This is a genomic window from Streptomyces sp. NPDC001443 (assembly GCF_053597355.1).
Window position 1 is genome coordinate 87612 of record NZ_JBSFIA010000034.1, and the last position, 25894, is coordinate 113505.

The window sequence follows — 25894 nt, forward strand, 5'->3', positions numbered from 1 at the left end:
CTGCCCCTCGGCCTGGTCCCCCCGCCGAGCGACGTCCGGTCCGGTCCGGCCCGCCCGGGTGCCGTCCGGTGCTCCGATCCGGTTGCGTACGCTCCGGCCAGAGCCGTACGACGCTGGGGGACCCATGACCGCCGACCTGCTGCTGCCCGCACTCGCCGAGAAGGCCCGGACCGCGGCCCATCCGGAGGGCGGCCCCTGCCTCTGCGGCAACCCCGGCACCCCCAGCACCCTCGCCGACCGCCCGGACGCCACCGTCGTCCGGCACGCCGGGAGCGTCGCCAAGGCGCACGCCCCGGACACCGCCCGCACCGAACTGACCCTCCGGCTCCGCGTGGCCGCCACCCTCCCGGACGTCCTGCTGCCCCCGCTGGAGCCGAGTCCGGCCTCGGTCGACGGCCGGCTCGTGACCCTCTGGCCGTACGGCAGTCCCGTGGACCCGGACGACCCCGACGCCGCTCCCTGGGAAGCGGCGGGCACCCTCCTCGCCCGGCTGCACCGCACCCCGGTCCCGGCCGCCCCGCACGCGCCGCCCCCGATGCGCGGCCCCGCCAAGGCGGCCCGCGCCGTGGCCCTGCTGCGTGCCGCGCCCGCCTCGCATCCGGCCGTTCCACCGGTCCTGCGCGCCTGGGCCGCCCTGCCCGCCTGGGCCCGCGACGCGGCCCCGATGCCCGACCGGGCCACCCTCTGCCACGGCGACCTGCACCTCGGCCAGTTGGTACGGCACCCGGCCCCGGACGGCCCCTGGCGGCTGATCGACATCGACGACCTCGGCACCGGCGTCGCGGCCTGGGACCTGGCGCGTCCCGCCGCCTGGTACGCCTGCGGACTGCTCCCGCCCGGCGAATGGACCCGGTTCCTGGCCGCCTACCGCGCGGCGGCGGGCCCCGCCGTGCCCGCGGACGGCGACCCCTGGCCCGCCCTGGACGTCCCGGCCCGGGCCCTGACCGTGCAGAGCGCCGCCCGCGCCGTGACCAAGGCGATCGCCGCGGACCGGCCCCTGGACGAAGTGGAACTGTCCGTTGTCGACGCATGTGCCCGAATGGGCGCGATCCCCTTGGAGTTGGGAGGGGACTGCGCGAAGTAAGGTGCAACCGACCGCGGCCGGGCAGAGTCTGTCCTGGCGAGACGCGAAGCAGGACCGATCGACGAGGAGTTGGGCCGACCATGCATTGTCCGAAGTGTCATGCGCCGATGCACACCTACAACCGCAACGGTGTCCAGATCGAGCAGTGCAGCGGCTGCCGGGGGATCTTCCTCGACTACGGCGAGCTGGAGGCGCTGACCCGACTGGAGTCCCAGTGGACCCAGCCCGCCCCGCCGCCGCCCGCTCCGCAGGCGTACCCCGCGCCGTCGGCGCCCGCCTGGGGTGCCCCGCACGGCGGCGGACACGGTGGCGGCCACCACGGCGGTGGGCACTACGGCGGTCACCACCGGCACAAGAGCTTCGGCCACATGCTGTTCTCGTCCTGACACGAGGAATCCCCCGGCCGTACGTGACGGCCGGGGGATCCGGTGTGTGGACGATACTGGGATTGAACCAGTGACCTCTTCCGTGTCAGGGAAGCGCTCTCCCGCTGAGCTAATCGTCCTCGGGACCACGACGACTCCATGGAGTCGGTCATGGGCACTGCGTGCGCGATACTGGGATTGAACCAGTGACCTCTTCCGTGTCAGGGAAGCGCTCTCCCGCTGAGCTAATCGCGCGGGGATCCTTGCGGATCAAGGCCCTTACGGGCCAGTGGACGATACTGGGATTGAACCAGTGACCTCTTCCGTGTCAGGGAAGCGCTCTCCCGCTGAGCTAATCGTCCTTGGAGGTGGAGACGGGATTTGAACCCGTGTAGACGGCTTTGCAGGCCGTTGCCTCGCCTCTCGGCCACTCCACCAGGAGTGTAGGGGATCGGGAAGACCCCTGGTTCCTTCGAGCGGACGACGAGGCTCGAACTCGCGACCTCAACCTTGGCAAGGTTGCGCTCTACCAACTGAGCTACGTCCGCTTGTCGTTTCCGTTCCGCTTGCGCGTCCCGGCGACGTGTTGAACTCTAGCGGATTCCCGGGCCAGCACAAAAACGCGTTTGCGCAGCGTGCTGCCCCGCGTCGCCCCGCGGACCTGCGCGGGCCCCCCGACCGGACACGGCGAGGCCACCCGAACGTCACCCGCCTAGACTCGACAACGTGCTCGACCTCCCTCCCCTGGCCCGCTTCGGCGACCGTGTCGCCACCGGCCTGCTCGATGTCACCAGCGACCCCGCGGCTCTGGACTCGGCCGGGTTCTGGGCCGTCTGCGCCGACTTCGAGGGCGGTCTGACCTGCGCCCGGTTCGCGGACGTACACACGGAGCCGGTGCCGGCCCCGGTGCCGGGCGGCTGGCGCGGACCTGCGGTCGCCGACTGGACCTCCTCCCTCGACCGCTCCGCCTACACGGCCGCCGTCCGGCGGATCCGCGACCACATCGCGGCCGGCGAGGTGTACCAGGCGAACCTCTGCCGGGTGCTGTCCGCGCCGGTCGCGTCCGACGCCGACGTGGACGCCCTGACCGCACTGCTCGCCCGCGGCAACCCGGCGCCGTACGCAGGAACGATTCGGCTGCCCCGGCACGGTGTGGAGATCGCCACCGCCTCGCCCGAACTCTTCCTGCGCCGCGACGGCCGCACGGTCGAGTCCGGCCCGATCAAGGGCACCGGCCGCACCGAGGCGGACCTGCTGGAGAAGGACTACGCCGAGAACGTGATGATCGTGGACCTGGTCCGCAACGACATCGGGCAGGTCTGCGCCACCGGCAGCGTCACCGTCCCCGACCTGTGCGCCGTCGAGAAGCACCCCGGCCTGGTCCACCTCGTCTCCACGGTCCGCGGCGAACTGCGCCCGGGCACCGGCTGGCCCGAACTGCTCGCCGCCGCCTTCCCGCCCGGCTCGGTCACCGGCGCCCCCAAGTCCAGCGCCCTGCGGATCATCTCCGCCCTGGAGACGGCACCCCGCGGCCCCTACTGCGGCGGCGTCGGCTGGATCGACGCCGACCGCGGCGAGGGCGAGCTGGCCGTCGGCATCCGTACCTTCTGGATCGACCGCGCCGAAGGCGCCCTGCGCTTCGGCACCGGAGCCGGCATCACCTGGGGGTCCGACCCCGAGGGGGAGTGGCGGGAGACCGAACTGAAGGCGTCCCGGCTGCTCGCGGTAGCGTCGGGAACGTACGGGGCAAGCTCGGATTCAGATGGAGAGGCACTGACGTGAGGATCTGGCTCGACGGCGGTCTGGAGGACGCCGAGTCCGCCCGTGTGTCCGTCTTCGACCACGGGCTGACCGTGGGCGACGGCATCTTCGAGACGGTGAAGACGGTCGAGGGCAGACCGTTCGCGCTCACCCGGCACCTCGACCGGCTCACCCGGTCCGCGCGCGGCCTGGGCCTGCCCGACCCCGACCTCGACGAGGTCCGCCGCGCCTGCGCCGCCGTCGTCGAGGCCAACCCGATGCCGCTCGGCCGGCTGCGCATCACGTACACCGGCGGCCACGGCCCGCTGGGCTCCGACCGCGGCGCGGACGGCCCGACCCTCGTGGTCGCCCTCGGCGCGACCGGTCGCCGCGCCGACTCCACAGCCGTCGTCACGGTCCCCTGGACCCGCAACGAACGCGGCGCGCTCACCGGCCTGAAGACGACCTCGTACGCCGAGAACGTCGTCGCCCTGGCCCGCGCGCACGCGCACGGCGCCACCGAGGCCCTCTTCGCCAACACCGTGGGACAGCTCTGCGAGGGCACGGGTTCCAACGTCTTCGTCGTCCTCGACGGTGAGATCCACACCCCGCCGGTCGCCTCCGGGTGTCTCGCGGGCATCACGCGCGCGCTGGCGGTCGAGTGGACCGGCGCGAAGGAGACCGAGCTGCCGCTGGACGTCCTGGAACGGGCGGAGGAGGTCTTCCTGACCTCCACCCTGCGCGACGTCCAGGCCGTGCACCGCGTCGACGAGCGCGAACTCCCCGGCGCGCCGGGCCCCGTGACCGCCAAGGCCATGCGGATCTTCGACGAGCGCTCGGGGCACGACCTCGATCCCTGACCGAAGCATGTGCGCCGCGTTGCACGGGCGGGCCGGGGGTGACGGGGCGCACCGGGAAAAATTCGGCTGTCCCGGGGCGCCGTACCGGGTAGAACACCCCTGATGACCACGACCCTGCGGCCGACCGAGCCGCTCCAGCGCGCCGCCGACGGGCTGTGCTCGCGCCACTACCAGGTGTGTGTGAACAGCCGTCCCGTGGGCGCGATCCATCTCGGCACCTCCCCCAGCCTCGGCGAGTCGGTGGCCCGGATCCTGGACCTGCGCGTGGAGGAGCCGGACCGCCGACGCGGCCGGGGCACGGTCGCCGCACTCGCCGCCGAGGAGGTGGCGCGCGGCTGGGGCTGCCGGCAGATCGAGGCGGTCGTTCCCGAGGACGCCCCGACGGCGGCCAGGCTCGCCACGAACCTGGGCTACGTCCTGCGCAACCGCATCATGGCCAAGCCGCTCTCCGACGTCCCGCCCGAACTGCCCGCCGGCAGTCGGGCGCGGCCCATGACGGAAGACGAGTTCGAGACCTGGCTGGCCCACGAGTCGCAGGCGTACGCGCAGGAGTGGATCGAGCGCGGCCTGCCCGAGGCCGAGGCGTACGCCAAGTCGCGCCGGGACCACGCGCATCTGCGAGAGCGAGGGGTCGCCACCGCGCACAACACGTTCAGCGTCCTGGAGCACGAGGGGACCCGAGTGGGTGTCCTGTGGCTGGGGTGGCGCGACGGCGGTGCCTTCGTCTACGACGTGGAGGTCGACGCCGACCGTCGCGGCCACGGACACGGCCGTACGCTGATGCTGCTGGCGGAGGCCCGGGCGGTCGCCGGCGGCAGCCGCACCCTCGGCCTCAACGTGTTCGCGGGGAACACCCCGGCCGAGCGGCTGTACGAGTCGCTCGGTTACGAGACCCGGCAGCGCGTCTTCTACAAGCACCTGCTGTAGGAAGGGCCCCGCAGGGCCGGGTCCGAGGAGCCGGCCCCGGGACGGCTATCCGGCCAGGAGCCGGTCCGTGATCTCCTCGATGCGCTCGCGCAGCCCCTCCTGGCTCTTGCCGCCGTCGAGGCGCTCGCCGCCGATGACGTAGGTGGGGGTGCCGGTCACACCGATGGCCTTGCCCTCGGCCTGGTCGGCGTCCACGATCAGGATGTGCCGGCCGTCGACGAGTGCCGTGTCGAACTCCTCGGCGTCCAGGCCGAGTTCCCCGGCCACCTCGACCAGGAAGCGTTCTCCCCGGCGGTCGAGCTCCTCGACCCGGCCCAGGACCGCTTCGACGTACGGCCAGCCCTGTCCCTGCTCCACGGCCTCCTCGACGGCCTGCGCCGCGGCGAACGCGTGCTTGTGCTTCTCCAGCGGGAAGTGCCGCAGCCGCAGCTCCAGCCGGTCGCCGTACCGCTCGCGCAGGGCGCGCAGGTCGTCGAGGGCACTACGGCAGTCCGGGCACTGGAGTTCGCACCACACGTCGAGCACGGCGGCGGGGGCGGTGGGGTGCGCGGGGGAGGAGTCGCTCATGCCCCCAGTCTCCCAGCCCCGCGCGACCGTCCCAACCGGGGCCGTCGCGGTCGTAGGGACGGCGGGCCGACGGGCCGCCGGGATCGCCGGGTCGCGGTGGCCGCGACCGGCACCTGCGGAGGAGGCGACCCGGAGATGTCCCTGATGTGGGGCCGGACGATGGCCCGACGAGGTCCGGGCGGTGCAGGATGGAGGGGACGAAGTGTCCCTGGCCCGACAAACCCTGCCTGGAGGACCGGATGATTGCCGAGACCGTCTGTTCCGCCGTCTCCGTGGCAGGCCTGGGCATCGCGGCGGTCACGGCCTACCGCAGGCGTTTCCTCAAGGCCGCCCGGATCGCCGCCTACTCCCTCGTCCCGATCGGCCTGGTGATGACGGGTGTCGTCGGCTGGGCCGCCGACACCGCCTTCAGCCCCACGGCCTGGGCCGGATTCGCCGCGCTCGTCGCCTCCTGGGTGCTGTTCGCGACCACGCGCGCCGTGGAGCGTCGCGGCGGCGGCAGCCGCAGGCAGCGCAAGGAGGCCCGCTCGGCACCGCGCGGGGCGGCTGAGCCCGCCGCCCCGGCCCGCGCGCTGGGACCGGGCACGCGACCGGGCACCCGCCCGGCCGGCCGGCCCGCTGCCGAGCCGGGGCAGTCTCCCGCGGACGACTTCAGCGACATCGAGGCCATCCTGAAGAAGCACGGGATCTGACGTCGGAGAAGCACGGGACCCGACGCCGGGAGCCCCGGCAGGCGACGCGCGCGACCCGGGCTGGAACGACCCGGAAGGACCGGGTCGGTCAGAAAATGATCAAGCCTTGCCCAGTGTGTGATCATGCCCGGCTCCGCAGGTCACGGAATCCGGCGAACTCCCGCTCTTTACGGGCGTGTTGATCGCGTGGTCGGGGTCGGCTGCGTCATCATCGCCGCGAGATGCTGGACACGAAACAGAGCGATGCCGCGCCGCAGCAGGACGAGCCGCGCGGATGCCTATTCGCCCTTTCCCAGCCACCGCTGATGATCTTCCTTGCGGTGATCGGGTGTCTGCTCCTCATGGCCTCTTTGCATGACCTGCTGATGCTGTGAGCCGTACCCGCGTTCCCCGGCGTCACCCGCCGGGGATCGCGTCGCATCTCGCACGGTCCGGTCCGGCACTCGCCCGCTTCGGTGCGTGCCCGCCTCGACCGTCCGCTTCGGTGGCGTGCCCGCTGGACCGTCCGCTTCGGCGCTCGCCCGCCACGACCGTCCGCTTCGGTGCGTGCCCGCTGGACCGTCCGCTTCGGCGCTCGCCCGCCACGACCGTCCGCTTCGGCGGTGGCGCGCCCGCCTCGACCGCGCGTTCCGGCGTGCCTCAGCCCGTGGCTTCCTTGCGGCGCGCCCGGTACGCGGCCACATGCAGACGGTTGCCGCAGGTGCGGCTGTCGCAGTACCGCCGGGAGCGGTTGCGCGAGAGGTCGACGAAGGCGCGCCGGCAGTCCGGCGCCTCGCAGCGGCGCAGCCGCTCCTCCTCCCCGGCCACCACGAAGAACGCCAGCGCCATCCCGCAGTCGGCCGCCAGGTGGTCGGCGATGGAGGCACCCGGGGCGAAGTAGTGCACATGCCAGTCGTAGCCGTCGTGGTCCGTGAGCCGGGGCGTGGTGCCCGCGGCCGCGACCAGCTCGTTGATCATTCCGGCGGCCGTCCGGGCGTCCCGGGCCGCGAAGATCCCGGCGAACCGCCCGCGGATCCGACGCACCGCCGACAGGTCGAACTCCGACAGCACCCCGACATCACTGACCTCGTGCTTTCGTACGAAATCCGTGAGGGCCCGGAGATCCGCCAGCCCGTCCGGGGCCGTCTCGTCATCCGGTGCGGTGTTGACCAGATCCACCACGGCGTCGAGTGCACGCCGGGTGTCGTGGGTGATCAGCACATTTCGCTCCCTGGCCTGGGGGGTGGGCTGGCGCCCGCCGATGCTGGCCGATGGTAGTGGTTCCCGCGACCACGGCGACGGCGGTGGGCGGGCCGCACCTGCCCGTGGAACGGCTCCGGCCCCGCAGGCGTTCCAGGTCGGCTCCGCCCGGGCATCCGTACGGATTCCAGTAGTGACTTTCTGTCACTGCCCCGGACTTTCGGCGCGACCGCGACGGCAAGTCACCACCGTCACCGCCCGCCTTCCCCCTCGGAGCGAAGACATGCCGACCGAATTCGAGACATGCCGACCGCAACGGGCACGCCGACGCCGTCACCGTGGGGCCCCACGGTGACGGCATCGGTGCATACCGTATGCGGTTGTCTTGGCCCGAGCCGTCTCCCCGAGTGGACGGCGCCGGGCGGCTCTGTGGCGGCCTCGGCCTAGCTCTCCGCCAGGATGTGTGAAAGTTCCTGATCCAGATCGAAGTGCCGGTGCTCGGTGCCCGGCGGCACCGCGGCATCGGTCCGCTTCAGGAACGACTCAAGGGCCCGCGCCGGGGCCTCGAGCAGAGCCTCACCCTCCGGAGAGCTCAGGGCGATACACACGACGCCCTGACCATGACTGCGCGACGGCCATACGCGGACGTCGCCGGTACCGGTGGGACGGTGAAGTCCCTCAGCCAGGAGGTCGCGGGCGAACACCCACTCGACGGTCTCCTCGGCTCCGGTGTGGAAGGTGGCGTGCACGGCGTAGGGGTCGGCCGTGTCGTACCGCAGGCCTGCGGGGACAGGCAGGGATGACTCGCTCGACACAACGAGGCGCAGGTGCAGCTCGCAGCTGACCGTGGTGTTCATAAGCGCCAGGGCCTTTCGCTCAGTGTGCGCTCGGGGATTCGCACGTCGGCGAAATCGACATGCCACCTACGGTGCCGTTGTAAACCCCTCTGAGTGTTTTGCGTGTCTTTATGTAACTCTTTCGGCCGAGGGCCCGTCCGGGTGCCAGGACCATTTCGGTGACCGGTTTGTCTCGGGTAGTGTTCATCCGTATGAACACGGGGAGTGACGAGCCGGGCGAGGTCGCCGTGACATCGGACGAGACCGGGCCGACCGGGAAGCCGGGCGGGGCGAGGGCCGACGGGCCGGACGGGGCGGGCGGGAGCGAGAACGGGCTCGGCTCCAAGGCGCCGGAGTTCGTCAAGGCTCGCCGGATGCTGCACCTGAGCTGGCAGGTGGGCGTCTTCGTGGTGGGCCTGGCGGTCGTGGTCGCCGGCGTGATCATGCTGCCGCTGCCCGGACCGGGCTGGGTGGTGATCTTCGGTGGCATGGCGATCTGGGCGACCGAGTTCGTGTGGGCCCAGCTGGTGCTGCGCTGGACCAAACGCAAGGTCACCGAGGCGGCGCAGAAGGCACTCGATCCCAAGGTACGGCGACGCAACATCACCCTGACGGTGATCGGCCTGGTGGTCGTGGCCGTCCTCGTCGGGATCTATGTCTCGAAGTTCGGCGTCGTGATGCCCTGGAAGATCGAGGACCAGTGATCCGGGGCCGGTCGCGAAGGGCGGCCGGCGTCCCCCGCCGCCGGTCACGGGCACCCCCTGACATGGGGTAATGTTCTTCCTGTGCCCGGGCGATTAGCTCAGTGGGAGAGCGCTTCGTTCACACCGAAGAGGTCACTGGTTCGAACCCAGTATCGCCCACCCGGACACAGCGGCCCATCTGCGAATGCGCAGGTGGGCCGCTGTTCGTTCAGGGCGGGTGCGCCGTCTCCCCGTCCGTCGGGCGAGGGTGCGTCGCGCTCGTACCCGGAATGTGCCCGTGCCGCATCCCGGCCACCGTCCCCGCCGCTGCCTCCCGGATTCCGGCCGGCCTCGTGCCGTTCCTCGCCGCCGGCTTCCCGTCGTGCCTCCCGCCGTCATCCTCGCCGGGCTCACGGGTCACCTCCTGGCCCCCGCCGCACCGTCGGCTTCCGGCCGGTCCGCGCCGGTGCGCGCCGCCCCGCTCCCCGTTCGGCCGACCGGCCCCGGCGGCCCCACCTGCGCCATCGGCCCGACCGGTGCCGCCGTCCGGGCGCCCGGGTCACGAGGTCGCCGGGGTGCCTCGGAAGAATTTCCTGTCCGAATCATTGACGCACCCTCAACCCCTCCGTAGCTTGTGGCAGCAAGCGCTTACTTGAAACGATTCATGAGCGGCGACGACGCTGCGGGGAGGGCCCGACTGTGGGAACCGGGAATGTTGAGAGGCGCACGATCCTGAAGGCGGCCGGGGCCTCGATGGCCACGCTGGGCCTCGCCGCCACGACGGGCTGCGGCGGTGACAACGGCACGTCGGCCGACGGGACGGTGACGATCCGTTACTCGTGGTGGGGTGCCGACGAACGGGCCAAGAGGATCAATCAGTCCATCGCGCTCTTCGAGAAGAAGTACCCGAAGATCAGGGTGAAGACCGACTTCCAGGACTACGCCTCTTTCTGGGAGAAGTTCCAGACACAGGCCGCCGGCGGAAATCCGCCGGACGTATTCCAGAACGCCGTCGGATTTCTTCGGAAGTACGACAAACGCGGCATCCTGATGGATCTCAAGTCGCAGATGGACGCGGGCAATCTCAGCCTCGACCACTTCCGCGCCGGAGTCACCGAGGTCGGCCAGGTCGACGGCAAGCAGCTCGGCATCCCGGTCGGGTCCAACACCATGGCACTGGTCGTCGACAAGAAGGTGCTCGCGAAGGCGGGCGTCGACCCGCAGCCGGGCTGGACCTGGGACGAGTACTTCAAGGCCCTGAAGACCATCCACGACAAGACCGAGGTCCCGGGCGACACCGGCTACTTCGGCATCATGTACCTGTACGACCTCTATCTGCGGCAGAACGGCAAGGCGTTCTTCGACAAGGACGGTCTCGGCTTCGAGCAGACCGACCTGACGGAGTGGTGGACGGACGCCTACAACCGGGTCAAGGCCGGGATCATCACCTCGCCCAGGACCGTCGAGCAGGACAAGCCCAAGTCGTCCCTCTCGGCGGGGCACGCCGCCTGCGAGTTCACCTGGGACAACTTCACGGTCCGTTACTCGGCGGAGGGCACCGGCGAGTACGGCCTCGCGCCGATCCCCACCATGGACGGCAAGAACACCGGGCAGTACCTCGCCTCCCTGATGCTGAGCGCCTCGGCGCGCACCCGGCATCCCGAGGAGGTCGCCCAGTTCATCGACTTCATGGTCCACGACCCCGAGGTCGGCAAGATCATGGGCTACGACCGGGGTGTCCTGGCCACCACCGACCAGTTCGACGCCTACAAGCCGACCGACGCCGTCGGCAAGGAGATCGCGCAGTACGAGCAGGACACCGCGGCGGCGGGCGTCCTCGGGACCATCACCCCGCACCCGTCCGGCGCCGACACGGTCGAGGCCGCCTTCCTGCGCATCAGCGGCGACATGGCCCAGGGCAAGACCAAGGTCCCCGACGCCGTGAAGCAGTTCTTCTCCGAGTCCGAGGCCGCCTTCCAGGCCTGACCTGATTGGGAACACCCGTGACGCTCGTCAAGGACGCCGTGCCGGCCCTGCGGAAGGTCCGCTCCGGAGCTCCCGCAGTACGTCGGCGGGGGCGCCGGGAGAATCTCGCCGGCTACCTGTTCATGTCCCCGTGGATCGCGGGCTTCCTGCTCCTGACCGCGGGCCCGATGGCCGCCTCGCTGTACTTCGCGTTCACCGACTACAACCTGTTCACCAGCCCCAGGTGGATCGGCTTCGGCAACTTCACGCGGATGTTCGACGATCCCCGGTGGCAGAAGTCGGTGGAGGTGACGGCCAAGTACGTCGTCATCGGCACCCCGCTGAAGCTGCTGCTGGCCCTCGGCGTCGCCCTGCTGCTCGCCCGGAGCAGGCGCGGCCAGGCCTTCTACCGGGCCGCGTTCTACGCCCCGTCCCTGATCGGGGCGAGCGTGTCCGTCGGCTTCGTATGGCGGGCGATGTTCTCCGACGGCGCCGTCGTGGACCAGGGCATGTCGGTGTTCGGCGTCCACGTCGGCGGCTGGGTCGGCAACCCCGACTGGATCCTCTACTGCCTGGTCGCGCTCACGGTCTGGCAGTTCGGCGCCCCGATGGTCATCTTCCTGGCCGGTCTCAAGCAGGTGCCGAAGGAGCTGTACGAGGCGGCGGCGATGGACGGGGCCGGACCGCTGCGCCGGTTCTGGAACATCACCCTGCCGATGATCTCCCCGGTCCTCTTCTTCAACGTACTGCTGGAGACCATCCACTCGTTCCAGATCTTCGGCTCCGCCTACGTCGTCTCCAACACCAGCTGCGGTCCGGCCGACGCCACCCTCGTCTACACCTGCTACCTCTACCAGCAGGGCTTCAAGAACGCCCAGATGGGCTTCGCCTCCGCGATGGCCTGGATGCTGCTGCTGGCCGTGGCCCTGGTGACGGCCGTCCTGTTCTGGTCGCAGAAGAAGTGGGTGCACTACGAGAACGACACGGAGGACGCCCGATGAGCGCCACGGTCCCGCCGACCACCTCCCCGCCGGCCACCGCCCCCGTCGCCCGCCGTCCGGCCGCGTCCCGCCGCCGGGCCGGCTCGCTGGTCTGGCACCTCGGCTCCCTGCTCGTCCTCGCCGTCGTGCTCTACCCCGTCCTGTGGGTGATCGGCTCGTCGTTCAAGCCGAGCAAGGACATCCTGGGCAGCCTGGAGCTCTTCCCGGCCGAGCCCGTCCTGGACAACTTCACCGGCCTCGCCGACGGCATAGCGGACGTCTCGATCTGGTCGTTCTTCCAGAACTCCCTCTTCTACGCGCTCGGCGCCGTGGCCGGTGTGCTGATCTCCTGCTCGCTGACCGCGTACGCCTTCGCCAAGATCAGGTTCGCGGGCCGGAACCTGCTGTTCACCCTGATGATCGGCACGCTGCTGCTGCCGTACCACGTGCTGCTCATCCCGCAGTACGTGATGTTCCAGAAGATGGAGCTCATCAACACCTATGTGCCGCTGCTGCTGGGCAAGTACCTGGCCACGGAGGCGTTCTTCGTCTTCCTGATGGTGCAGTTCATGCGCAACCTGCCGAAGGAGCTCGACGAGGCGGCCCGGCTCGACGGCTGCGGCCATCTGCGGATCTACTGGTCGGTCGTGCTGCCGCTGTGCCGGCCGGCCCTCATCACCAGCGCGATCTTCACCTTCATCAACGCCTGGAACGACTTCATGGGCCCGCTGATCTACCTCAACGAGCCCGGCAAGTACACCGTCTCGCTGGGACTGACGATGTTCCGCGACTCCGACGGCCTCGCGTCCAACTACGGCGGGCTGATCGCGATGTCGCTGGTGGCGCTGCTGCCGGTGCTGCTGTTCTTCCTCGCCTTCCAGCGGTACCTCATCGACGGTATGGCGACCTCCGGACTGAAGGGCTGAACGGTACCGCCATGGCCGAAGCACGGGTGAAGGCACGCAAGGAGCACAAGGAGTCCCCGCTCGCGGAGCGGTTCGGGGTGTTCGCCGAGTGTCTGCTCACCGGCGTGTGGATCGCGGTGGCCTCGCTCGGCGTGGTCACCGCCCCCGCCGCGTTCGCCGCCGGGGCGAGCCATCTGCGCCGCAGGGTCCGCCACGAGGGCGGCGGACTCAGGGAGTTCGTGGCCGACTTCGGCGCGGCCCTGCCCGGCGGCGCGCTCGCCGGGCTGGTCTGGTGGGCGGCCGCCGCGGCGGTCCGGGTCGACGTCGGGGCCGCGCGGGCCGGACTGCCCGGCGGCCCGCTCGTCGGCGCGGTCGGCCCGGCCGCCCTGATCGGCCTCACCGTGGCCGGACTGCGCGCGGCGGCGGTGTGGACACCGGGGGCGCGCTGGCGCTCGCTGGTGGCCGCGGCCGGTCGTCGTACGGTGCTCGACCCCGCCGGATCCTTCCTGATCGTCGGCGGACTGGCGGTGGTGGTCCTGTCCGGCTGGCTCACCCCACCGCTCGCCGTACCCGTTCTCGGCGCGGTCGCGGGGGCCGCGGTCGCCGTGGAAGAGCGCCGGGAACGCCACCGGAACCACTGACGCACCACTGACGCACCACCGGAACCACCGACACGCCACCGGCCCCACCCGCGTGCCATCGGAACCCCCCGGTGCCACCGGCCCCGCTCACGTGCCATCGGAACCACCCGCGTGCTACCGGCCCCGCTCACGTGCCATCGGAACCACCCGCGTGCCATCGGAACCACCCGCGTGCTACCGGCCCCACCCGCGTGCCATCGGAACCACCCACGTGCCACCGGAACTACCCACGTGCCACCGGTCCCACCCACGTGCGGCGGGCGCCACACCCCGCCCCGCCGCACCCCGCTCTGTCATGCCCCTGACCACCCCCCGCGCCCGCACGGCAAGGAAAGGCTGCATCCATGTCTCCCATTCCCCGCAGGTCCCTCCTGAAGGCGGCGGCCGTCGCCGGCGCCGCCGCCCAGTTCAGCTGGGCGCTCGGCAGCGGCACCGCCCAGGCCGCCCCGGCCGCGGCGGCGGCCGACGACGACCCGGTGACCCTGGACTGGCTGGAGGACGGCGGCCTCGGCGCCGCCCCCGGCTCCACCCTCGGCGTGCCCTGGCCCATGGGCACCTACCAGGAGGACCAGACCTTCGCGCTGACGGACGCCGACGGCCGGGCCGTCCCCGTCCAGTCCTGGCCGATCGCCTACTGGCCGGACGGCTCCCTGAAGTGGACCGCGCACGCGGTCGCCGAGGGAACCGGCAGGCTCACCCTCGCCGCCGGCACCCCCGCGCAGGCCGAGCAGAAGGTGACCGTCGACCGCGGCGGCGGCACCGTCGCCGTGTCGACCGGGGTGATCACCGCGCGGATCGGCACCTCCGGGACGACGCTGATCAAGTCCGTCACCCGCGGCTCGACGGAGATCGCCGGCAACGGCCGCCTCGTACTGATCCGCCAGCCGGAGATCGAGGACGAGGACCAGGGCTCGGTGAAGACCGAGCGCTTCGAGAGCGTCATCGCCGGGGTGACCGTCGAGCAGGGCGGCCCGGTCCGCGCGGTCGTGCGCATCGACGGCAAGCACCGCAAGGGCAGCCGCAGTTGGTTGCCGTTCTCGATCCGTCTCTACTTCTACGCGGGCGCCGACTCCTTCCGCATGGTGCACACCGTCACGTACGACGGCACCCAGGAGCCCGGCAAGGCCGGTGGCGACTTCATCCGCGGCCTCGGCGTCCGCTTCACCGTGCCGATGCGGGACGCGGCCTACGACCGCCACATCCGCCTCGGCGGCGAGGGCACCGGACTGCTGCGCGAGGCCGTCCAGGGCGTCACCGGACTGCGCCGCGACCCCGGAGCGGCCGTCCAGGCCGCCCAGTACGCCGGCCAGAAGCTGCCCGACCCGTCCACCTGGGACCAGCGGGTGACGACCCGGCTCCAGTACATCCCCGAGTGGGGCGACTACACGCTCTCCCAGCTCTCCGCCGACGGCTTCACGGTCCGCAAGCGCACCAAGATGGGCCACGGCTGGATCGGCGCGGGCGGCGGCCGGCGCGCCTCCGGGTTCGGCTACGTCGGCGGCGCGAGCGGCGGACTCTCCTTCGGCCTGCGCGACTTCTGGGAGAAGTACCCCGCCCAGCTCGACATCCGCGACGCCCAGACCGACGCGGCCGAGGTGACCGTCTGGCTCTGGTCGCCCGAGGCGCAGCCCATGGACCTGCGCTTCTACCACGACGGCATGGGCCAGGACACGTACGCGGAACAGCTCGAAGGCCTCAACATCACCTACGAGGACTACGAGCCGGAGTTCGGCACCCCGTACGGCATCGCCCGCACCTCCGAACTCCTCTTCTGGGCCAACGAGTCGACCCCCACCCCCGAGCAACTCGCCGCCCAGGTCGAGGCGGTGCGCGTCCTGCCCCAGCTCGCCGCGCCGCCGAAGCAGCTCATCAAGGCCAAGGTCTTCGGCCCCGGCCTCTACTCCGAGCCGGACCGCTCCACCCCGGCCAAGGCGAAGATCGAGGACCACCTCGACTTCCTCTTCACCTATTACAAGGACCAGGTGGAGATGCGCCGTTGGTACGGCTTCTGGGACTACGGCGACATCATGCACACCTACGACACGGTCCGGCACGTGTGGCGCTACGACGTCGGCGGCTACGCCTGGGACAACTCCGAGCTGTCGCCCGACCTCTGGCTCTGGTACGCCTACCTGCGCTCCGGCCGCTCCGACATCTTCCGCTTCGCCGAGGCCATGACCCGGCACACCGGCGAGGTCGACGTCTACCACCTCGGCCAGTGGGCCGGCCTCGGCACCCGGCACGGCGTGCAGCACTACGCCGACAGCGCCAAGCAGCAGCGCATCGCCAACACCACCTACCGGCGCTTCTACTACTTCCTCACCGCCGACGAGCGGGTGGGCGACCTCATGCACGCCAACGTCGACTCCGACGAGACGTTCCTCGTCCTCGACCCCAACCGCAAGGTCCGCACCGACCCCTACACCCCCGACCGGCACGCCCTGTCCATCGGCTTCGGCACCGACTGGAGCGGTCTGGTCTCGGCCTGGCTCACCGAGTGGGAACGCAAGGGCCCCAAGTGGGAGAAGGCCAAGGCCCGCGTGCTGTCCACGATGGAGGGCATCGCCGCCCAGCCCAACGGCTTCGTCCAGGGCAGCGGCCTGTACGACCTGGACACCGGCAGGTTCGCCGTCGCCACCACCCCCGTCGTCGGCGTCTCCCACCTGTCGGCCGTCTTCGGCCTGAACGAGCTGTGCGCCGAACTGATCCACCTCACCGACATACCGGCCTTCAACGCGGCCTACTACGACTACTGCCGCTACTTCAACGCGTCCAAGACCGAGCAAGCGGCCCGGTACGGCACCAACTTCGGCACCCTGCTGCTCTTCCAGGGCCACTCCCGCCTCGACGCCTACGCCGCCGTCCAGACCGGCGACGCGGCACTCGCCCAGCGGGCCTGGGCGAAGTTCTACGGCTCCGACGGCTACACGGAGTCCTCGCCGTGGAAGACGGAGCAGCTCAGCGGCCCGCTCACCCTGGTCGCGGGCAGCGAGGCCGCCTGGGTGTCGAGCAACGACACCGCGCTCTACGGCCTCGCCGCCATCGAGAACCTGGCCCTGCTCGGCGACCGGATGCCGTGACAGTCCCGGGCCCGGCCCGGCTCAGTCCATCCGCCCCAGCACCTCCCGCACCCGCCGGACATCCCGGATCCGCCGCTCGTACGTCGCGCCGAGCGCGAGCAGCAGCAGTCCGGCGAGCGCGGGAGGCACCCAGCGGGGCAGCGCGCCGGCCATCTGGACCAGGTACGGGGCGAGTTCGTGCAGACAGTCCAGGACGAGCGTCGCACCGCCCAGCACCAGCGGCGCCTTGAGCCGGTGCCGGGCGCCCACCACGGTGACCAGCAGCGCGGCCGTGCCCAGCAGCAGCGGGCGCGGCCCCTGCGGGTCGGCCCAGACGGCGGCCAGGCTCGGCAGCAGCGTGGCGCCCAGCCCGGGCCCGTACGCCGTCCAGGAGGTGACGGACGGATCGCGGCGCCTGCGCAGCGCGCCCACGCACAGCGCCGGGAGGGCGACCGGCAGCGCGTACGCCTCCGGGGCGCCGACGCCCCAGGAGGCCAGCCGTACCCAGGCGGCCAGGGCGAACAGGGCCGCCGCGGCGTGGCCCACGGGCCGGCGGTCGGCGCGGACCGCGGTGGCCGCGGCGATCACTCCGGTCAGCGCCAGCACCAGCGCCAGGAACGCCGGCTCGGTGACGGCCAGACCCACGGCGAGGAGTGCGGCGGCGGCGCCGGTGACCTCGACCGGCACCCGCGCCCCGGACACACCGGGCCGGCCGGCGAGCAGAGCGGCGAGCCCGGCCGCGGCCACCGGGACCACGAGGACCAGCAGGGCCGTGCACCGCGCCGGCCAGCCCGCCGCCGCGCCGGTCGCGCAGGCCAGCGCGGCCGCGTGGACGAGCGCCGCCGGAGCGGTGACCGCGGTCGCCTCCCGGCGCCCCGAGGCCGCCGCGAACAGCACGGTCAGCACGCACAGCACGGCCAGTGTCGCGGTCTCGGTGGCGAGGGCCAGGAAAGCGAGCGAGAGCGAACCGGCCACCGCGAGGACCAGGGCGGTCAGGCGCACGGGCGCGGGCAGACGTCCGGAGGCCACGGCCGCCGACACGGCCGCCGTGACGGCACCCTGCACCCACAGACCGGCGGCGTAGGGGAGGGCGAGGACCGCGGGCAGGGCGAAGGCCGTGCCCCAGGCCAGGACCAGCGCGCCGGTCAGGGCGCGCGACCGCCGGGCCGCGTCCCGCGCCCGCACGGCCGATGCGGCCAGTACGACGGCGACCAGCGCCGGGGCGATCAGGAGCTGCGCCGCGTGCGCGGGCCACGGCAGGTCCGCCGTCACCGCGGCCCGGGCGTCCGCAGGGGCACCCGACCAGACCCGCCCCGCCCGGCCGAGCGGACCGACCGACGTGACGGCGACGAGCGGCAGCGCCGCGGCGAGAGCCACCGCCTGCACGGCGCCGGAGGCCCGCAGCAGGCCGACACGCACCGGCTCGGGGAGACGGCCGCGCTCCGCCGCCAGCAGCGCGACACCGCAGACCAGCCAGGCGGGCACGGTCCAGCCGTCGGGCAGCAGCGACCGCAGCAGGCCGCCGCCGGCCGCCACCAGCAGCAGCCCGCCGACCGGCGCGGTCACCAGGGCGGCCGACGGCCGGTCCGCCTTCCAGGCGGCCCCCAGCGCGATCGCCGCGGCGAGGCAGAGGAGCGCCGCCGCACGGGCGGCGGCGCCCGGACCGGGGGCCGTCCACGACAGCCAGCCCGCCGCCGAAGCGCCCCAGGTCCCCAGGGCGCACGCGCCGCCGACGGCGACGTACCGCACGGGCCGGGTGGCCGCCCGCAGCGCCACGACCGTGTCCGCCCCGGCCGTCACCAGGACCGCGGCCGTCACCCCGTACGCACCCGCGTCGACGGCGATCGCGCCCAGCACCAGCGGGAGTTGGGCCGCGGCCAGGGCAGCGGGCAGGGGCAGGCGCAGGGCGTCCAGGGTCCGGCCGTACCCCGCCCAGAGCCCGGCCAGCACCGCCGACGCGAACGCCGCGTACGTCGTGCCGTCGACCCTCGTGAGGCCGGCCTCGTACAGCGCGTACGCGTCGAGCGCGGTCAGCGCCACCCCCAGGCCCGCGACGGACTCGGCCGTCGAACGCAGCCCGCGCCGCAGCAGCGCCACCGGCGCCGCCAGCACGGCCAGGGTCAGCGCGCCCAGCACCGCACACCGTCCGGGCATCCCCAGGTGCCCCCAGCTGACCAGGGTGAACACCATCGCCGCCAGGGTGAGCAGCACACCGCCGAGCAGCAGCAGCGCGTTCTGCACCCCGGGAGCGGCGGCCTCCGGCCGGGGCGCAGCCACCGGCGGCCGCCAGTCGGGCCCAGGGGCGGCGTCCGGTTGCGGATCCGGGCGCAGGGCGGTGAGCAGCCAGGCGCGGCGGGCCAGCAGCTGGGCCCGGCGGGCGTCCAGCCGCCACAGCTCGGCGTCGAGGAGCCGCAACTCCTCGGCGGGCGGCGGCACATGTGTCATGTTCAGGAGTGTGGTCCGCGCCACGCCGTACGGCATGAGCGTGGGTACTCAGGGCGTACTCAGATCCCGGGAGAAACCGCCGGGGGCCGGGCAGACTCCGGACATGGACTGGACCCACTACCGCTTCCGCAGCCGCTGGGTGCTGCCCGCGCCGCCCGCGACCGTCTTCGAGGCGCTGGAGCGGGCCGACCACTACCCCCGGTGGTGGCCGCAGGTCCGCGAGGTGACCCGGCTCGACGACACCGCCGGCGTCATCCGCATCCGCTCGCTCCTGCCGTACGACATGACGTTCACGGCGCGCGAGGTGCGGCGCGACCCCGCGGCCGGTGTCCTGGAGATCGCGATGTCCGGCGACATCGAGGGCTGGGCGCGCTGGACGGTCACCGCGCACGGCGACGGCACCCTCGCGCACTACGCGCAGGAGGTGGCGGTGAACAAGCCACTGCTCAGGCGGTTCGCCGTGCCGGGACGACCCGTGTTCCGCGCCAACCACCGGCTGATGATGCGCGCCGGACGGCGCGGGCTCGCCGCCCATCTGCGCGCGGTTTGAACGAAGCCCGCGGTGCCCTGTATGGTTCAGTCCGTTCCCGGGCGATTAGCTCAGTGGGAGAGCGCTTCGTTCACACCGAAGAGGTCACTGGTTCGAACCCAGTATCGCCCACCGGGAAGGGCCGGTCCGTATCCGTACGGACCGGCCCTTTTGCATGCCGTCCCGATGTGGTTCCGATGTGGTCCCGATGCGGCCCTGACGCTGTCCGGACGCCGTGTGCCCCGCTCAGGCGGCGGCGGGCAGCTCCGGGCGCAGCGGCCAGGCCTGGTCCACCACCTCCTCCGTGCCGCTGCGCGCGAACCAGGCCTGGAGGCCGCGCGCCTGGGCCGCGTGCCAGCCCGTCTGGAGGGTGTGCAGCTCGGCGGGGGAGAGGCGCTCCAGCCGGGTCGCGAACCGGCGGCCGAGCGCCCGTACGACCTCCAGCGCGGCCAGCGCGTCCTCCGCCGCGTCGTGCGCGCCGTCCAGCGTCACGCCGTAGTGCGCGCACAGGTCGGTGAGCGTGCGGCGGCCCTTGCGGTAGCGGTCCAGATGCTTGTCCAGCACCCGTGGGTCCAGCACCCGCAACGGCGTCGCGTCGAACCAGCGGTCCAGCGACGAGGCGCGGTGCCGGCGCAGCTCGCGGTCCAGCAGGGTCAGATCGAACGGCGCGTTCATCACCACCAACGGGCGTCCCGCGGCGGCCTGTTCGGCCAGGTCCTCCGCTATCTCGTACATCACCGGCGCCGGCCAGCGGCCGTTGCGCTGGAGATGGTCCTCCGTCAGCCCGTGCACCGCCGTCGCCCCGGCGGGCACCGGCACGCCCGGATTCACCAGCCAGCGGCTCACCCGCGGCCGCATGCCCGGGGCGTCCTGGACGACGAGGGCGGCCGACACGATGCGGTCGGTCTCGACGTCCACGCCCGTTGTCTCGGTGTCGAACGCGGCCAGGGGCCCGTCGTACCAGTACGTCATAGGAACACAACTCCTCGTTCACCCACGGCAGGTGACGCACCTTCTTCTGCCTGTTTGGTGATACCCGGGCCGTTTGCGCCGTACGCCGGAAGGACACAACAGGAGTACGGGTCTTTGCAGTTCAGCGGCCCATCGTGGGGAAACCTTTGGCTTGGAAGGCTGTTGGTCATGGCTATCGCGCAGCCCGAGCGGGGCGGGCTGCTGCCCGAACGGACGGCACCCCATCGCGGCACACTCGCCACCACCGCCTGCATGGAGACACTGCAGGTGGGCTATCTGCACGCGGTCGCCGCGGCCGCGGGATGCTCGTTGTCCCAGCCCTTTCCGGACAACGGCATCGACTGGCACGTCAGTCACAGCGCGCCCGGACACACCGTCGACGACGAGGTCACCATCAAGGTGCAGCTGAAGTGCACCTACCAGATCCGGCCGAACCCACCGGGCCGCTTCTTCTCCTTCACGCTCGACAACGACCACCTGGCGAAGCTCGCCCGCACGCCCGTCTCGGTGCACAAGATCCTGGTCGTGATGCTCGTGCCCAGATCCCAGGACGACTGGCTGCGCGCCAGCCACGACCGCCTGGACCTGCGGCACTGCTGCTACTGGGTCAACCTGGCGGGGGTGCCCGTCACCGGACGGCACCGCACCACCGTGCGGATACCGACCTCACGCATCTTCGACGACCGGGCGCTGTGCGAGATCATGACGCGGGTCGGTACGGGAGGCAGACCATGACGCACCGCCCTCTCGAAGGGACCCTGCGCCCTGTGCGGCCGCACCCCGAGGCCCCCTGGGAGCGCCCGCCCGCACCCGGCGACGTCGACCCGGCCGTGCTCGGCGCCCTGCTGCGCCGGCACGGCTGGCAGCGGCGCGGCGGCGCCGCCGGACGCTACGGGCGCTGGACCCCGCCCGGCCAGGGCGGCGCGGGCACGAGCCTGCTGGTGCCCGAGAGCCGCGCCTTCCCCGACAGCGACGACCTGCTGAGCGAGGCGCTCGTCGCGCTCGCCCGCAGCGGGACGCCCTCCGCGCGCGAGGTGCTGGTCGGGCTCGCCGTGCCCAGCGACGAGATCCGCTGGTGGCGGGACGTGCCCAGCGGGCCCGCCGGAGCCACGTCCTGGAGCGTGCAGGAGCAGCTGCGCTCCGGCGCCCGCCAGATGCTGCTGGCCTGCGCGCTCGCCACCCGCGCCCGGGCCGGCTACTACGGGGCCCGGCACCGGCGCTCGGCCGCCGCGCTGCTGGAGAGCGTCCTCGTCGGCTCGGCCGCCGAGGGCGGCAGCCTGACCGCGTTCGTGCCCGTCGCCGCCGCCCGCCCGCTCGCCGTCCGGCTGCACCAGGCGCTGTACGCGGCCCGGGAGGCCATTGACTACCAGCGCGCCACCGGCGGGATGGACGCCTTCGACGGAGCCGTCGAGGCGGGCGTCAGCCGTGAGCTCACCGAGGCGCTGATCATCCTGGTGCGCGGCGCCGAGGGCGCCAGGATCGCCGTCGACTGGGCGCCGGCGGCCGGCGTGCCCGAGGACTGCGCGGCCGGGGTCGAGCCCGTCGAGTTCTCGCCCGGCGACCTGCCGGTGCTGCGCGAGGCCGGGGCACGCTATCTGCGCGAGGAACCGTCCGTACCGGTGCGCATCACCGGCACCGTGGAGCGGATGCGCAGGTCCGGACCCCGCGGCGAGGGAGCGGTACGGCTGCGGGTGATCGCCGGCGCCGAGGTCCCGCACGTCCGGCTGACCCTGGACGAGGAGGACTACCGCATCGCCGGACAGGCCCACCTGGTCGGACTGCCGGTGCGGGTGCACGGGCGGCTGGAGAGCCGGGGCGGTTTCCGCAGGCTCACCGGCGCCGGCGGGGTCGTACCGGTGCAGGTGGACGAGGCGGAGCGGGACCGGCTGATGAAGTCGCTCCAGGAGAACCTGGACTTCTTCGAGGAGGCGTGCGCGGGCGAGGACTGAAGGTGACCGTTTCGCGGTCGGAGGGTCGGGGTCGGTACGATCCCAGTCATGCGCGCGCTCCCGTACGGCGCCGCACCCACCTTCAGTCAGGAGAGACCGGTGTCAGACGTCCGCGTGATCATCCAGCGCGATTCCGAGCGGGAAGAGCGCGTGGTGACGACGGGCACCACTGCCGCCGACCTCTTCGCCGGCGAGCGCTCGGTCATCGCCGCGCGTGTGGGCGGCGAGCTCAAGGACCTCGCCTACGCGGTCCAGGACGGCGAGACCGTCGAGGGTGTCGAGATCTCCTCCGAGGACGGTCTGAACATCCTGCGCCACTCCACCGCGCACGTGATGGCCCAGGCCGTGCAGGAACTCTTCCCCGAGGCCAAGCTGGGCATCGGCCCGCCGGTCCGGGACGGCTTCTACTACGACTTCGACGTCGAGAAGCCGTTCACGCCCGAGGACCTCAAGGCCATCGAGAAGAAGATGCAGGAGATCCAGCGGCGCGGGCAGCGCTTCTCCCGCCGGGTCGTCACCGACGAGGACGCCCGTGCGGAGCTCGCGGCCGAGCCGTACAAGCTGGAGCTCATCGGCATCAAGGGTGCCGCCTCCACGGACGACGGCGCGGACGTCGAGGTGGGCGGCGGCGAGCTGACCATCTACGACAACCTCGACGCCAAGACCGGCGAGCTGTGCTGGAAGGACCTCTGCCGCGGTCCCCACCTGCCCACCACCCGCAACATCCCGGCGTTCAAGCTGATGCGTAACGCGGCCGCCTACTGGCGCGGCAGCGAGAAGAACCCCATGCTCCAGCGCATCTACGGCACCGCCTGGCCCTCCAAGGAGGAGCTGAAGGCGCACCTCGACTTCCTCGTCGAGGCCGAGAAGCGCGACCACCGCAAGCTGGGCAACGAGCTGGACCTGTTCTCCATCCCGGAGCAGATCGGCTCCGGCCTCGCCGTCTTCCACCCCAAGGGCGGCATCATCCGCCGGGTCATGGAGGACTACTCGCGCCGCCGGCACGAGGAGGAGGGCTACGAGTTCGTCTACACCCCGCACGCCACCAAGGGGAAGCTCTTCGAGACCTCGGGCCACCTGGACTGGTACGCCGAGGGCATGTACCCCCCCATGCAGCTCGACGAGGGCGTGGACTACTACCTCAAGCCCATGAACTGCCCGATGCACAACCTGATCTTCGACGCGCGCGGCCGTTCGTACCGTGAACTCCCGCTGCGCCTGTTCGAGTTCGGCACCGTGTACCGGTACGAGAAGTCGGGTGTCGTGCACGGTCTGACCCGTGCCCGCGGCTTCACCCAGGACGACGCGCACATCTACTGCACCAAGGAGCAGATGGCGGACGAGCTCGACAGGACGCTCACCTTCGTCCTGAACCTGCTGCGCGACTACGGCCTCACCGACTTCTACCTGGAGCTGTCCACCAAGGACCCGGAGAAGTTCGTCGGTTCGGACGAGGTCTGGGAGGAGGCCACCGAGACGCTCCGCCAGGTGGCCGAGAAGCAGGGCATCCCGCTGGTCCCGGACCCGGGCGGCGCCGCGTTCTACGGCCCGAAGATCTCCGTTCAGGTCAAGGACGCGATCGGCCGGACCTGGCAGATGTCGACCGTGCAGCTCGACTTCAATCTGCCCGAGCGCTTCGACCTGGAGTACACCGGTCCCGACGGCTCCAAGCAGCGTCCGGTCATGATCCACCGGGCCCTCTTCGGCTCCATCGAGCGGTTCTTCGCGGTGCTCCTGGAGCACTACGCGGGCGCCTTCCCGGCCTGGCTCGCCCCGGTCCAGGCGGTCGGCATCCCGATCGGCGACGCGCACATCGAGTACCTGGAGAAGTTCACGGCGGCGGCCAAGGCCAAGGGCCTGCGCGTCGAGGTGGACTCGTCCTCCGACCGTATGCAGAAGAAGATCCGCAACGCCCAGAAGCAGAAGGTGCCCTTCATGGTCATCGCGGGCGACGAGGACATGTCGGCCGGGTCGGTCTCCTTCCGCTACCGCGACGGCTCGCAGGAGAACGGCATCCCGTTCGACGAGGCCATCGCGAAGATCGCGAAGGTCGTCGAGGAGCGGACGCAGGTCTGATCCCGCGGACGGACGCGGGTCCGATCCCGCAGACCTCAAGGGCCCCCGGAGTGATCACCGCTCCGGGGGTCCTCGGCTTCGTCCGGGCGGGCGAACACCTGGAGCAGCCAGGAGGAGAACGAGCCGGTGACCGCTCCGAGCAGGGCCAGACCGCAGGCCATCATGCCCACCGCGATCGTCCGCCCCAGCGAGGTGACCGGCGCGACGTCCCCGTAGCCCACGGTCGACAGGGTGGCGGCGGCCCACCAGACCGAGTCGCCGAACGTCTTGATGGTGGCGTCCGGGACGCCGCGCTCCTGCTGGAGCACGGCGAGCGCGCCCGAGAAGCCGAGCAGCAAGGACGACAGGCTCGCGTACGCCATCACCCGCAGGGGCAGCGGGAGCCGCGGCTGCCCGCGCCGGCGCTGCACGGCGTCGTACGTCTTGACGATGCGCAGCGGCCGCAGCAGGGGCAGGAGCACGACCATCGTGTCCAGCAGATGCCGGTGCACGAAGCCCAGACGCTGGCCGCTGAGCCGCCAGCGCACCAGGTAGTCGGCGACGAACAGGGACCAGGTCGCGCCGGTCACCGCCAGACAGAGCGCATGCCAGAACTCGGCCAGCCCCTGGCCCAGCACGTGGACCGCGTACGAGGCCAGGAAGAGCAGCGATGCCAGCGCGAGCGGGAACTCCGTGCGGTGCTCCCAGCGGAGCAAGCGGTCGTCGTCCATCGGCCCAGCTTCGCCCGCGACGCCTTTGCCCGAACCCCGCCGACACGCCGCGAACGGGCGAAGCCATATGCTGCCTAGCATGACGAGTGAGCCGGAACAGCAGATCGGAGTGGGGACGCAGGACGCGTTCCAGCGTCTGTGGACGCCCCACCGGATGGCCTACATCCAGGGGGAGAACAAGCCGACCGGCCCGGGGGCCGAGGACGGCTGCCCCTTCTGCGCGATACCGGCCAAGTCCGACGAGGACGGGCTGGTCGTCAAGCGCGGCGAGCACGTGTACGCGGTGCTGAACCTCTACCCGTACAACGGCGGCCACCTGATGACCGTGCCCTACCGCCATGTAGCCGACTACACGGACCTGACCGGCGCGGAGACCGTCGAGCTCGCCGAGCTGACCAAGCAGGCCATGACGGCGCTGCGGGCCGCGTCCGGCGCGCAGGGTTTCAACATCGGCATGAACCAGGGCGCGGTGGCGGGCGCGGGCATCGCCGCCCATCTCCACCAGCACATCGTCCCCCGCTGGGGCGGCGACACGAACTTCATGCCGGTCGTCGGACACACCCGGGTGCTGCCGCAGCTCCTCGCGGACACCCGCAAGATGCTGGCGGAGGCCTGGCCCACGGCCTGACGCGGGCCTGGCCCACGGCCCGACACGCGGGCGTGATCGCGAACCGACACCGCCTTCGTGCGGGCCGCCGGGGCCCGCACGAAGGCGGTGTCGGTGGCTGAG

24 protein-coding genes and 7 tRNA genes are annotated in these 25894 nt (G+C 71.9%); 20 read left to right on the top strand and 11 right to left on the bottom strand.

Features of this window, described 5'->3' with window-relative positions; genetic code table 11:
* The first annotated feature begins 124 nt into the window (after window positions 1-124).
* Window positions 125-1084, top strand: a complete 960-nt coding sequence (locus ACWC24_RS29900) for a phosphotransferase (protein ID WP_450666003.1) — start codon at window positions 125-127, stop codon at window positions 1082-1084.
* A gap of 80 nt (window positions 1085-1164) precedes the next feature.
* The gene (locus ACWC24_RS29905) at window positions 1165-1470 is read left to right on the top strand and encodes a TFIIB-type zinc ribbon-containing protein (protein WP_152894773.1); all 306 of its coding nucleotides are present in this window, start codon (window positions 1165-1167) and stop codon (window positions 1468-1470) included.
* 47 nt (window positions 1471-1517) lie between these two features.
* Here ACWC24_RS29905 and ACWC24_RS29910 read toward each other — a convergent pair.
* From ACWC24_RS29910 to ACWC24_RS29930, 5 genes are all read right to left on the bottom strand, one after another.
* Window positions 1518-1589, bottom strand: a tRNA-Val gene (locus ACWC24_RS29910).
* 43 nt (window positions 1590-1632) lie between these two features.
* Window positions 1633-1704 (bottom strand) — tRNA-Val (locus ACWC24_RS29915).
* 35 nt (window positions 1705-1739) lie between these two features.
* Window positions 1740-1811: transfer RNA gene (locus tag ACWC24_RS29920), tRNA-Val, on the bottom strand.
* Window position 1812: 1 nt separating this feature from the next.
* A tRNA-Cys gene (locus ACWC24_RS29925) sits at window positions 1813-1886 on the bottom strand.
* Window positions 1887-1924: 38 nt separating this feature from the next.
* Window positions 1925-1997: transfer RNA gene (locus ACWC24_RS29930), tRNA-Gly, on the bottom strand.
* Between the two features lie 178 nt (window positions 1998-2175).
* On the opposite strand from ACWC24_RS29930, the gene ACWC24_RS29935 reads away from it, so the two are divergent.
* The 3 genes from ACWC24_RS29935 (at window position 2176) to ACWC24_RS29945 (ending at window position 4976) form a co-directional block, all read left to right on the top strand.
* The gene (locus ACWC24_RS29935) at window positions 2176-3231 is read left to right on the top strand and encodes a chorismate-binding protein (protein ID WP_450666004.1); all 1056 of its coding nucleotides are present in this window, start codon (window positions 2176-2178) and stop codon (window positions 3229-3231) included.
* Window positions 3228-4049 carry an aminotransferase class IV gene (locus ACWC24_RS29940; protein WP_450666005.1) on the top strand — a complete coding sequence of 274 codons (822 nt, stop codon included), beginning with the start codon at window positions 3228-3230 and terminating at the stop codon, window positions 4047-4049. Before ACWC24_RS29935 ends, ACWC24_RS29940 begins: the two co-directional genes overlap by 4 nt.
* A gap of 102 nt (window positions 4050-4151) precedes the next feature.
* Window positions 4152-4976, top strand: coding sequence for an N-acetyltransferase family protein (locus ACWC24_RS29945; RefSeq protein ID WP_450666006.1), 825 nt, complete (start codon window positions 4152-4154; stop codon window positions 4974-4976).
* A gap of 45 nt (window positions 4977-5021) precedes the next feature.
* On the opposite strand, the gene ACWC24_RS29950 is transcribed toward ACWC24_RS29945, so the two are convergent.
* The gene (locus ACWC24_RS29950) at window positions 5022-5543 is read right to left on the bottom strand and encodes a DsbA family protein (protein ID WP_450666007.1); all 522 of its coding nucleotides are present in this window, start codon (window positions 5541-5543) and stop codon (window positions 5022-5024) included.
* Between the two features lie 239 nt (window positions 5544-5782).
* On the opposite strand from ACWC24_RS29950, the gene ACWC24_RS29955 reads away from it, so the two are divergent.
* Entirely contained in the window at window positions 5783-6235 is a 453-nt protein-coding gene (locus ACWC24_RS29955; RefSeq protein WP_450666008.1) for a hypothetical protein, read from the top strand.
* 221 nt (window positions 6236-6456) lie between these two features.
* Window positions 6457-6609: a hypothetical protein gene (locus ACWC24_RS29960; protein WP_202919857.1), complete on the top strand. Its 153-nt coding sequence runs from the start codon at window positions 6457-6459 to the stop codon at window positions 6607-6609.
* 265 nt (window positions 6610-6874) lie between these two features.
* On the opposite strand, the gene ACWC24_RS29965 is transcribed toward ACWC24_RS29960, so the two are convergent.
* Both ACWC24_RS29965 and ACWC24_RS29970 read right to left on the bottom strand, forming a co-directional pair.
* Window positions 6875-7435: a CGNR zinc finger domain-containing protein gene (locus ACWC24_RS29965; protein ID WP_450666009.1), complete on the bottom strand. Its 561-nt coding sequence runs from the start codon at window positions 7433-7435 to the stop codon at window positions 6875-6877.
* A 422-nt stretch (window positions 7436-7857) separates the two neighbouring features.
* Complete coding sequence (locus ACWC24_RS29970) at window positions 7858-8271, bottom strand: SsgA family sporulation/cell division regulator (protein WP_004002642.1); 414 nt, start codon at window positions 8269-8271, stop codon at window positions 7858-7860.
* A gap of 191 nt (window positions 8272-8462) precedes the next feature.
* On the opposite strand from ACWC24_RS29970, the gene ACWC24_RS29975 reads away from it, so the two are divergent.
* From ACWC24_RS29975 to ACWC24_RS30005, 7 genes are all read left to right on the top strand, one after another.
* On the top strand, window positions 8463-8954 hold the full coding sequence (locus ACWC24_RS29975) for a TIGR02611 family protein (RefSeq protein ID WP_450666010.1): 492 nt from the start codon (window positions 8463-8465) through the stop codon (window positions 8952-8954).
* A gap of 87 nt (window positions 8955-9041) precedes the next feature.
* A tRNA-Val gene (locus ACWC24_RS29980) sits at window positions 9042-9113 on the top strand.
* Between the two features lie 519 nt (window positions 9114-9632).
* Complete coding sequence (locus ACWC24_RS29985) at window positions 9633-10919, top strand: ABC transporter substrate-binding protein (protein WP_450666011.1); 1287 nt, start codon at window positions 9633-9635, stop codon at window positions 10917-10919.
* 17 nt (window positions 10920-10936) lie between these two features.
* Complete coding sequence (locus ACWC24_RS29990) at window positions 10937-11899, top strand: carbohydrate ABC transporter permease (RefSeq protein WP_450666012.1); 963 nt, start codon at window positions 10937-10939, stop codon at window positions 11897-11899.
* Window positions 11896-12804: a carbohydrate ABC transporter permease gene (locus ACWC24_RS29995; protein ID WP_450666013.1), complete on the top strand. Its 909-nt coding sequence runs from the start codon at window positions 11896-11898 to the stop codon at window positions 12802-12804. The genes ACWC24_RS29990 and ACWC24_RS29995 overlap by 4 nt, the downstream gene beginning before the upstream one ends.
* Window positions 12805-12815: 11 nt before the next feature.
* Window positions 12816-13424: a hypothetical protein gene (locus ACWC24_RS30000; protein ID WP_450666014.1), complete on the top strand. Its 609-nt coding sequence runs from the start codon at window positions 12816-12818 to the stop codon at window positions 13422-13424.
* 344 nt (window positions 13425-13768) lie between these two features.
* Window positions 13769-16504 (top strand): exo-rhamnogalacturonan lyase family protein, encoded by a 2736-nt coding sequence (locus ACWC24_RS30005; RefSeq protein ID WP_450666015.1) that lies wholly within the window; start codon window positions 13769-13771, stop codon window positions 16502-16504.
* A 21-nt stretch (window positions 16505-16525) separates the two neighbouring features.
* Here ACWC24_RS30005 and ACWC24_RS30010 read toward each other — a convergent pair whose 3' ends face one another.
* Window positions 16526-18928, bottom strand: coding sequence for an SCO7613 C-terminal domain-containing membrane protein (locus tag ACWC24_RS30010; protein WP_450666016.1), 2403 nt, complete (start codon window positions 18926-18928; stop codon window positions 16526-16528).
* 103 nt (window positions 18929-19031) lie between these two features.
* On the opposite strand from ACWC24_RS30010, the gene ACWC24_RS30015 reads away from it, so the two are divergent.
* Both ACWC24_RS30015 and ACWC24_RS30020 read left to right on the top strand, forming a co-directional pair.
* A complete protein-coding gene (locus tag ACWC24_RS30015; RefSeq protein ID WP_450666017.1) occupies window positions 19032-19478 on the top strand; it encodes an SRPBCC family protein in 447 nt (148 codons plus the stop codon).
* Between the two features lie 39 nt (window positions 19479-19517).
* Window positions 19518-19589: transfer RNA gene (locus ACWC24_RS30020), tRNA-Val, on the top strand.
* Between the two features lie 114 nt (window positions 19590-19703).
* Here ACWC24_RS30020 and ACWC24_RS30025 read toward each other — a convergent pair.
* Window positions 19704-20429 (bottom strand): 3'-5' exonuclease, encoded by a 726-nt coding sequence (locus tag ACWC24_RS30025; RefSeq protein ID WP_152888251.1) that lies wholly within the window; start codon window positions 20427-20429, stop codon window positions 19704-19706.
* A gap of 168 nt (window positions 20430-20597) precedes the next feature.
* Here ACWC24_RS30025 and ACWC24_RS30030 point away from each other — a divergent pair, with 168 nt between their 5' ends.
* The 3 genes from ACWC24_RS30030 to thrS all read left to right on the top strand — a co-directional run bounded on the left by ACWC24_RS30030 (window position 20598) and on the right by thrS (window position 24454).
* Window positions 20598-21164, top strand: coding sequence for a DUF4365 domain-containing protein (locus ACWC24_RS30030; RefSeq protein WP_152888253.1), 567 nt, complete (start codon window positions 20598-20600; stop codon window positions 21162-21164).
* The gene (locus ACWC24_RS30035) at window positions 21161-22378 is read left to right on the top strand and encodes a hypothetical protein (protein ID WP_450666018.1); all 1218 of its coding nucleotides are present in this window, start codon (window positions 21161-21163) and stop codon (window positions 22376-22378) included. Before ACWC24_RS30030 ends, ACWC24_RS30035 begins: the two co-directional genes overlap by 4 nt.
* A gap of 99 nt (window positions 22379-22477) precedes the next feature.
* Window positions 22478-24454, top strand: a complete 1977-nt coding sequence (gene thrS, locus ACWC24_RS30040) for a threonine--tRNA ligase (protein ID WP_450666019.1) — start codon at window positions 22478-22480, stop codon at window positions 24452-24454.
* A gap of 35 nt (window positions 24455-24489) precedes the next feature.
* On the opposite strand, the gene ACWC24_RS30045 is transcribed toward thrS, so the two are convergent.
* Window positions 24490-25164 (bottom strand): potassium channel family protein, encoded by a 675-nt coding sequence (locus tag ACWC24_RS30045; protein WP_450666020.1) that lies wholly within the window; start codon window positions 25162-25164, stop codon window positions 24490-24492.
* Window positions 25165-25231: 67 nt separating this feature from the next.
* Between ACWC24_RS30045 and ACWC24_RS30050 the strand changes: the two genes are divergently transcribed.
* On the top strand, window positions 25232-25792 hold the full coding sequence (locus ACWC24_RS30050; protein WP_450666021.1) for an HIT family protein: 561 nt from the start codon (window positions 25232-25234) through the stop codon (window positions 25790-25792).
* Window positions 25793-25894 lie beyond the last annotated feature (102 nt).